This window comes from Cyanobium sp. ATX 6F1 (genome assembly GCF_024346315.1).
GTDB lineage: Bacteria > Cyanobacteriota > Cyanobacteriia > PCC-6307 > Cyanobiaceae > ATX-6F1.
Genome location: NZ_JAGQCS010000003.1, coordinates 365,549 through 373,689, shown reverse-complemented (window position 1 = coordinate 373,689; position 8,141 = coordinate 365,549). Strand labels below are relative to the sequence as shown.

8 protein-coding genes and 1 pseudogene are annotated in these 8,141 nt (G+C 67.8%); 7 read left to right on the top strand and 2 right to left on the bottom strand.

The features are described 5' to 3' along the window. From KBZ13_RS07030 to KBZ13_RS07010, 5 genes and pseudogenes are all read left to right on the top strand, one after another. Nucleotides 1-470 (top strand): annotated as a pseudogene (locus KBZ13_RS07030) (photosystem II q(b) protein); the annotation flags it as partial. 107 nt (nt 471-577) lie between these two features. Next, nucleotides 578-1,513, top strand: coding sequence for a metal ABC transporter substrate-binding protein (locus KBZ13_RS07025; RefSeq protein WP_409995622.1), 936 nt, complete (start codon nt 578-580; stop codon nt 1,511-1,513). 4 nt (nt 1,514-1,517) lie between these two features. Next, nucleotides 1,518-2,309, top strand: coding sequence for a metal ABC transporter ATP-binding protein (locus tag KBZ13_RS07020; RefSeq protein WP_255007719.1), 792 nt, complete (start codon nt 1,518-1,520; stop codon nt 2,307-2,309). Next, nucleotides 2,309-3,160 carry a metal ABC transporter permease gene (locus KBZ13_RS07015; RefSeq protein WP_315859608.1) on the top strand — a complete coding sequence of 284 codons (852 nt, stop codon included), beginning with the start codon at nt 2,309-2,311 and terminating at the stop codon, nt 3,158-3,160. The genes KBZ13_RS07020 and KBZ13_RS07015 overlap by 1 nt, the downstream gene beginning before the upstream one ends. Continuing rightward, complete coding sequence (locus KBZ13_RS07010; RefSeq protein WP_255007717.1) at nt 3,157-4,320, top strand: DUF4336 domain-containing protein; 1,164 nt, start codon at nt 3,157-3,159, stop codon at nt 4,318-4,320. Before KBZ13_RS07015 ends, KBZ13_RS07010 begins: the two co-directional genes overlap by 4 nt. A gap of 20 nt (nt 4,321-4,340) precedes the next feature. Here KBZ13_RS07010 and KBZ13_RS07005 read toward each other — a convergent pair whose 3' ends face one another. Both KBZ13_RS07005 and lepB read right to left on the bottom strand, forming a co-directional pair. Beyond that, entirely contained in the window at nt 4,341-4,688 is a 348-nt protein-coding gene (locus tag KBZ13_RS07005) for a DUF760 domain-containing protein (RefSeq protein ID WP_255007716.1), read from the bottom strand. Nucleotides 4,689-4,718: 30 nt separating this feature from the next. Beyond that, a complete protein-coding gene (lepB, locus tag KBZ13_RS07000; RefSeq protein WP_409995621.1) occupies nt 4,719-5,366 on the bottom strand; it encodes a signal peptidase I in 648 nt (215 codons plus the stop codon). 79 nt (nt 5,367-5,445) lie between these two features. Between lepB and menD the strand changes: the two genes are divergently transcribed. Next, nucleotides 5,446-7,290: a 2-succinyl-5-enolpyruvyl-6-hydroxy-3-cyclohexene-1-carboxylic-acid synthase gene (gene menD, locus KBZ13_RS06995; RefSeq protein WP_255007715.1), complete on the top strand. Its 1,845-nt coding sequence runs from the start codon at nt 5,446-5,448 to the stop codon at nt 7,288-7,290. Next, nucleotides 7,290-8,132, top strand: coding sequence for a 1,4-dihydroxy-2-naphthoyl-CoA synthase (menB, locus tag KBZ13_RS06990; protein ID WP_255007714.1), 843 nt, complete (start codon nt 7,290-7,292; stop codon nt 8,130-8,132). The genes menD and menB overlap by 1 nt, the downstream gene beginning before the upstream one ends. Nucleotides 8,133-8,141: the final 9 nt, after the last annotated feature.

The window sequence follows — 8,141 nt, the reverse complement described above, 5'->3', positions numbered from 1 at the left end:
GTGTGTTCGGCGGCAGCCTGTTCTCGGCCATGCACGGCTCGCTGGTGACCAGCTCGCTGGTGCGTGAGACGACCGAAAGCGAGTCCCAGAACTACGGCTACAAGTTCGGCCAGGAAGAGGAGACCTACAACATCGTGGCCGCCCACGGTTACTTCGGTCGCCTGATCTTCCAGTACGCCTCCTTCAACAACAGCCGCAGCCTCCACTTCTTCCTGGCCGCCTGGCCCGTGGTGGGGATCTGGTTCACGTCCCTGGGCGTGAGCACGATGGCCTTCAACCTCAACGGCTTCAACTTCAACCAGTCGATCCTGGATTCTGAGGGCCGCGTGGTGAACACCTGGGCCGATCTGATCAACCGTGCCAACCTCGGTTTCGAGGTGATGCACGAGCGCAATGCCCACAACTTCCCGCTCGATCTGGCCACCAGCCAGACGGCGCCCGTGGCGCTGACCGCACCTGCGATCGGTTGATCGAACAGCCCAACGAGCGCGATCGCCAACAGGATCCGTTCATCAGCCCCCCTCCCAGCGGAGGGGGGGCTTTCCTTTAGCTTCAAAAAATGTTTCGTTGGCGTTGCTTGGCTCCAGCGGCCGGCTTGACGCCCCTGGTCGCCCTGCTCCTTCTGGTGGTGCTGGGGGGATGCCAGAGCGAGTCCCTCCCGCCCCCTCGATCCCCCAGCGGTGATCGCAGCGAAAGGCCCCTGGTGCTGACCACCTTCAGTGTTCTCGCCGACATGGCTCGCATGGTCGCAGGAGATCGCCTGCGGGTGGAATCGATCACCAAGATCGGGGCCGAAATCCATGGCTATGAACCCACGCCGAGTGACATCAGGCGGGCCAGCGGTGCGGTGCTGGTTCTCGAGAATGGTTTTGATCTTGAGCGCTGGGCCCGCCGGTTCACGGCCAACTTGCCGGGGGTTCCCCATGTCTTCCTCTCTGCGGGGATCACACCGCTGCCGATCGCCGCTGATGCCTACCGAGGCAAGCCCAACCCCCACGCCTGGATGTCCCCCCGCCTGGCGGAGGTCTATGTGGAGAACCTCCGCGGTGCCTTCACCCGCCTCGATCCCCCCGGCGCAGGGCATTACCGCCGCAACGCTGCGGCCTATCGCGCCCAGCTGCGCCAGCTCGATCTGGAGTTGCGCCGGTCCCTCGCCAGCATCCCGCCCCAGCGCCGTGTGCTCGCGACCTGTGAGGGGGCCTTCTCCTACCTGGCCCGTGACTATGGGCTCCAGGAGGCCTACCTCTGGCCGGTGAACGCCGAATCCCAGGTGACCCCGCAGCGGATGGCCAGGCTGGTGGAGCTGGTGCGGCGGCGGCGCGTGCCGGCCGTGTTCTGTGAGACGACGGTGAGCGACAAGGCCCAGCGCCAGGTGGCCCAGGAGAGTGGCAGCCGCTACGGCGGAGCCTTTTATGTGGACTCCCTCTCCCTCCCCGGCGGACCGGCGCCGACGCTGCTGGAGCTGCAGCGGCACAACGCCCGGCTGCTGGTGAGCGGCTTGAAGGGAGAATGAAACCATGGAACGCCGTGGCCCCGATCACAGCCCTTTGACGGTCGATCGGATCGTCGTGCAGGGCCTCTGTGTGGCCTACCACGGCGTGGTCGCGCTCCATGACGCGTCGCTGCGGGTGAGCGCCGGCACGATCTGCGGGCTGGTCGGCATGAACGGCGCTGGGAAATCCACGCTGTTCAAGGCGCTGATGGGGTTCGTTCGCCCGTCGCGCGGTCAGATCAGCATCAATGGATGGCCGCTCGATCGAGCACTCCGCCAGCAGGCGGTGGCCTACATGCCCCAGATGGAAAGTGTGGACTGGAACTTCCCTGTGAGCGTCGCCGAGGTGGTGATGATGGGGCGTTACGGCGGCATGAATCTGCTGCGCATTCCCCGCCGCAGCGATCACCAGGCGGTGCGCACAAGCCTCGAACAGGTGGATCTTTGGGACCTGCGCCAGCGGCAGATCGGCACACTCTCCGGCGGTCAACGCAAGCGGGCCTTTCTGGCGCGGGCGCTGGCCCAGGGGGCTTCGGTGCTGCTGCTCGACGAGCCCTTCAACGGGGTGGATATCCACACCGAAAAGCTGATGGTCGAGCTCTTCGAGCGCTTCCGCCGCGAAGGCCGCACCCTGTTGATTTCCACCCATGATCTGGCCCATGTGACGGGCTTCTGCGATCAGGTGGTGCTGATCAACAAAACGGTCCTGGTGTATGGCGAGACCTCCGAGGTGTTCACCAGGGAAAATCTGGCCCGCACCTTCAGCGCCGATCCGACCGCAACCGTGGAGAGCGCCCGGACGCTGAACGACCTCTGATGGATCCACTGCACTGGCTGATCGAACCGCTGCAGCACCCCTTCATGGTCCGGGCGTTGCTCGTGAGCGCACTGGTGGCCGCCGTCTGCGGACTGCTCTCCTGCTTCATGACCCTCAAAGGTTGGGCGCTGATGGGCGATGCCGTGTCGCACGCCGTGATGCCGGGGGTGGTGATCGCCTATGCCTTGAACCTGCCCTTTGCCCTGGGTGCCTTCGTCTTCGGCGTGGGCTCGGTGATCGTGATCGGCTTCATCAAGCAGACCTCCCGCATCAAGGAAGACACGGTGATCGGACTGGTCTTCACAGGGTTCTTTGCCCTGGGCCTGGTGCTGGTCTCGAAGGTGCGCAGCACGATCGACCTCACACACATCCTGTTCGGAAACGTGCTGGGGATCGGTGCCTCCGACATCACCCAGACCCTGTGGATCAGCGCCGTTGTGCTGACGCTGCTGCTGGTGTTCCGCCGCGACCTGATTCTGTTCTGTTTCGACCCGACCCACGCCCGCTCGATCGGCCTGCCCACTGGTGCCCTGCACTACCTGCTGCTCTCGCTTCTCTCCCTGGCCGCGGTGGCCGGCCTGCAGACGGTGGGAATCATTCTGGTGGTGGCGATGCTCGTCACCCCTGGGGCGACGGCCTATCTGCTCACCGACCGGTTCGATCGCATGAGCTGGATCGCGATCGCTTCGGCAGTGCTCTCGAGCCTGATCGGGATCTACTGGAGCTACTGGATGGATGCGTCCACGGCAGGCTGCATCGTGCTCGCCCAGACGGGGCTGTTTGTGCTCAGCTTCCTGTTCGCCCCGCGCCATGGTCTGCTGGCCCTGCGGCGCAGCGGCGGGGCCCGATGAACGGATGGCGTGACCGTCGCTGGTTCTGGTGGCCCCTGCTGCCGCTTTACCCCTACGGCAGGCGCCGCACCCTGTTGCGGGAACTGATTCCTGGTCAGATCTGGAGCTTCGAGCAACTGATCGGCCTCTACTACGTGGCGGTGCCGATCCGCATGACCGTGGTGAAGCTGCGCGAGGGCTTGCTGCTCTACGCCCCCGTCGCCCCCACCGCCGAGTTGCTGGCGGCGTTGCGGGAGTTGGAGGAGCGCCATGGTCCGGTGGTCACGATCGTGCTGCCCACCGCCTCCGGCCTTGAGCACAAACTGCCGGTGCCGGCCATGGCCCGTGCCTTTCCGGCGGCCCGTCTCTGGGTGGCTCCCGAGCAGTGGAGCTTTCCCCTGCGCTTGCCCCTGGCCTGGCTGGGTTTCCCGGCCCAGCGCACCCGGGTGTTAATCGAGCAGGGTGTGCCCCATGGCGATCAGATCGACTGGTGCGCCCTTGGTCCCCTCGATCTGGGCATCGGCTTCTTTTCAGAAGTGGCCTGCTTCCACCGCGCCAGTGGGGCCCTGTTGCTCACCGATGCCCTCCTGGCGATTGAGGCGGAGCCACCGGAGATCTTCGCGGCCGATCCCACCCCGCTGCTCTTCCATGCCCGTGATCGCGGCGATGAAGCGCTCAGCGATGGCCTTGAGCAGCGCCGGCGCGGCTGGTGGCGGATGGTGCTGTTTGCCACCTACCTCAGACCCCAGGGTCTGGAGGTGCTCAGCCTGGCCAAGACCTGCGGCGGGGCCCTGGGGTCCGGACTGAGAAACCCCCGCAGTCACTTCGGGCTCTATCCATTTCGCTGGAGCGGCGGCTGGGAGGAGGCGTTCCTGGCCCTGCTGGGTCCAGGCGCTCAACCCCGGCTTCAGGTGGCGCCGGTGGTGGAGCGGCTGGTGTTTCCCCGCCACCGGGAGCTGCTGGCCACCTGGCTCACCCAGTTGGCGGCCCTCGATGGCCTGCGCTGGGTGATCCCTGCCCACCACGGGGCTCCCGTGCCCTGCTCAGGGGCGGTGCTGGGCGCACTGGCTGAGGCCATCAGAGAGGGCCCCTGCCCGGGTGATGGGGTCTGGAGCTTCCTGCGGGAGCTCGATGAGCGTGTGCTGGCCTCCTGCGTGCTCTCAACGTCTCGGCAGGCCTGAGGGACGTTCGCCGCCGGAGTTCAGAGTTCCAGTTCGCCCGGGTCCGCTTCCAGCCCGGCCTCGCCGAAGAGACTCGCTTCCAGTTCCATGCGCTGCTCCATCTGGCGCAGGAAATAGCCAGTCATCATCGCCGAGGCCAGCAGGCCCGCCAGGTTGTCGCGGCTGGCCTGGATCTTGACCTCGAACTGCTCGCCGGGAAGCATCCCCAGCAGACCCTGAACGTTGTGGCGAATGATGTCCTGGATGTCGCCACTGGCGGAGCGCGCCACCCGTTGCAACACATCCGGAGACTGATCCTGCAGGTACTCGATCAGGGAGTTGCCGTTGATCGCTTCACTGTCTGTGGCCAAGAACTCCGGGTTGAACATCTCCGGTGTTGTCTGCAGCACAACGAAACCCTACTGCAGGCGATCGGTTGGACGTCCAGCCGGCGAGGTGGACAACCGGATCGCCCCGAGCCGATCGAGCGGCCAATAACGCAGCACCGCCGTGCCGATCACCCGGTCGCGGCCCAGGGGCCCCCAGAGGTGAGAATCGAGGCTGGCGTTGCGGTTGTCGCCCAGCACCAGCAGCTGGCCATCGGGAACGGTCAAGGGAGGCAGCTCGTAGTCCATCGGCTGCACCAACCAAGGCTCCTCCACCCGTTGGCCATTGCGCCACAGCTGCCCCCCACGCACCTCGATCACATCGCCGGCCAGAGCCACCACCCGTTTGATCAGGGCCGACTGGGGGTCGTAACCGGCCCGCAGCAGCGCATCCGGGGGGCTGAACACAACGATTGTGCCCACGGGAAGGGGCGAGCCAAGGTGAGGCCTGATCTTCTCCACCAGGATCCGGTCCTGGAGCTGCAGGGTGGGCAGCATCGAACCCGACGGGATCCAGCGCGGCTCGATCACCCAGGTGCGCAGCAGCAGCGCCACCGCCACCCAGAGCAACAGCGAGAACAGCTGACGGCGCCAGCCGGCGCGGGCCATGGCGCCAGCGGCAGGATCAGCGGCCCCTCCAGGGGCAGAACCAGGGGCAGGATCAGAGGCGGAATCGTTCATGGGCCCCAGCGTCTGGCCATCGGGACGGGTCCGTTCAGCATGATCGGCACATCCTGACCAGCCGAGGGCCGAGCCGAGCGTGTCCCCGATCCCCACCGGGTCCCCCCCGGGAGCTGAAGCCAACCTGCGGGCCGCCCTCACCCTGTTGCAGGCGCTGCGGCGCTGCGGCCTGCGCCAGCTGGTGCTCTGCCCGGGCAGCCGGTCGGGGCCCCTGGCCGTGGCGGCAGCGCTGCTGGAGCCCTTCGGTCTGATGCTCACGACCGCCCTCGATGAGCGCTCCGCCGCCTTCTTTGCCCTCGGGCTGGGGCGGGGCGATGGGGTGGCTGCGGCGGTGGTGACCACCTCGGGCACGGCCGTGGCCAACCTGCTGCCGGCTGCCGTGGAGGCCGATTATTCGGCCATTCCACTGCTGTTGCTCACGGCCGATCGGCCCGCCCAGCTCAAGGGCACAGGCGCCAATCAGACGGTGAACCAGGAGCAGTTTTTATGGGGTTCCTGCCGGCGACTGCTGCAGGGTGATCCGAGTGGGCTGGCGGCCATGGAGCCCGAGGCCATCGAGCTGCTGGCCCTCTCTGCCTGGGAGGCCGCCCAGGGCAAGGGTCCCGAGCGGCCCGCCGGGCCCGTGCACCTGAACCTCCCCTTCGACGAGCCCCTTCACCTGGGCGGTGAGGCCCTGATCGCTCTGGCCAGGGAGCTTGCCTCAGCAGGGCAATGGGAGGTTGGGCAGGCGTTGGCCGGCTCAGCCCTGGGGCGCTCCCCCGCCGAGGCTGCCGGCCTGGCCCCAGAGCTCCCCTTCGACCTGGACCGGCCCGGTGTGATTGTGGCCGGCCCCTGGCGGGGGGATCGGGCCGGCTTTGAGGCCTTTGTCCGCCTGCTGGCCCTCTGGCGACGTCGCAGCGGCTGGCCGCTGCTCGCCGATGGTCTCTCCTGGCTGCGGGGTCTGCCGGAACTGGGCGCGATCGGCGGTTACGACCTGTTCCTTGAGGATCCCGCTGCCCTGCCGCCGGTGGATCAGGTGTTGCGGCTGGGACCTCTGCCCGCCAGCCGCCGGCTGCAGCGCTGGCTCACCGCAACGGGGGGCCTGCAGCTGTTGATCAGCGAAGGGGACGAGCGCCCCCTCGATCCCCTCGGCTGCGCCCAACGGCAATGGGGCTGCGGCCTGGTGGCCTGGAGCGACCAATGGCGCGACCACCTCGCTGAGGGCGCCCCGGCCTCCGCCAGCCTGGATCAGGCGGCCCAGTGGCAGGCGCTCGAGGCCCACACCCAGTGCCTGCTGGATCGGGAGCTGCACCCCGCCGCCGCCAGCGAACCGGCCCTGGCACGCCAGCTCAGCCGCCTGGTGGCTGAAGGGGTGGCGGTGATGCTGGCCAGCAGCAGCCCCGTGCGCGACTGGGAGAGCTTCGCCGACCCGGCGGCCCCGCCCCGGCGCATCCATGGCTTACGCGGCGCCTCCGGCATCGACGGCACCCTGTCGTTGGCCGCTGGCCTGGCCCAGAGCGAGGGGCGCCTGGTGCTGCTGACGGGCGATCTGGCCCTGCTGCATGACACCAACGGCTGGCTCTGGCATCGCCAGTTGCGCGCTCGTCTCACCGTCGTGCTGATCCAGAACGGTGGCGGGGGCATCTTCGAGCAACTGCCCATCCGCCCGGGCGAGGCGGCCGAAGCCTGGCTGGATTTTGATCGGCTGTTTGCCATGCCCCAGCCGGTGGACCCCCTCGATCTGGCGGTGGCCCATGGGGTGCCCGTTCGCCGGCTGAACGAGCTTGGGGAGCTGGCGGCGGCCCTGGCCTGGGCAGAACCTCTGACCCTGGCGCTGATTGAACTGCGCACGGATCGCCGCCGCGATGCCGCCCTGCGCCAGCGGCTGCGCCGGGGGCTTCCCGGGCCGGATCGCAGAATGGCACCACCGTTTGCCCCCAGCTGATGCCAGATCCGGTGCGCTGGACCCCTGCCGGCTCCTACGACGACATCTGCTTCGAGCTCTCGGGCAACGGCATCGCCCGCATCGCCATCAACCGCCCGGAGCTCCGTAACGCCTTTCGGCCGCGCACGGTGCAGGAGCTCTGCGACGCTTTCTCACGGGTGCGTGACGACCCGTCGGTGGGGGTGGTGCTGTTCACCGGTGCCGGGCCAGCGGCCGATGGGGTCCATGCCTTCTGTGCCGGTGGCGATCAGAGCGTGCGCGGCGACGGCGGCTACGTCGATGAGCAGGGGCTGCCGCGCCTCAATGTGCTCGATCTGCAGCGGCTGATCCGCAGCCTGCCCAAGGTGGTGATCGCCCTGGTGGCGGGCTACGCCATCGGCGGCGGCCAGGTGCTGCACCTTCTCTGTGACCTGAGCCTCGCTGCTGAAAATGCCGTGTTCGGCCAGACCGGCCCGCGGGTGGGCAGCTTCGATGGCGGTTTCGGGGCCGGCTATCTGGCCCGGGTGGTGGGCCAGCGCAAGGCGCGCGAGATCTGGTTCCTCTGCCGCCGCTACGGCGCCGAGGAGGCGCTGGCCATGGGGCTGGTGAACGCCGTGGTGCCCTTGGCGCAGCTTGAGGCGGAAGGGGTGCGCTGGGCCCGGGAGGTGCTGCAGCACAGCCCCACGGCAATTCGCTGCCTGAAGGCTGCCTTCAACGCTGAAACCGACGGGCTGGCGGGGATCCAGGAGCTGGCGGGCCAGGCCACGCATCTCTTCTACCGGACCGAGGAGGGCCAGGAGGGGCGTAACGCCTTTCTCGAAAAACGTGACCCGGATTTTTCCGGGGTGCCCTGGCTGCCCTGACCACCATGC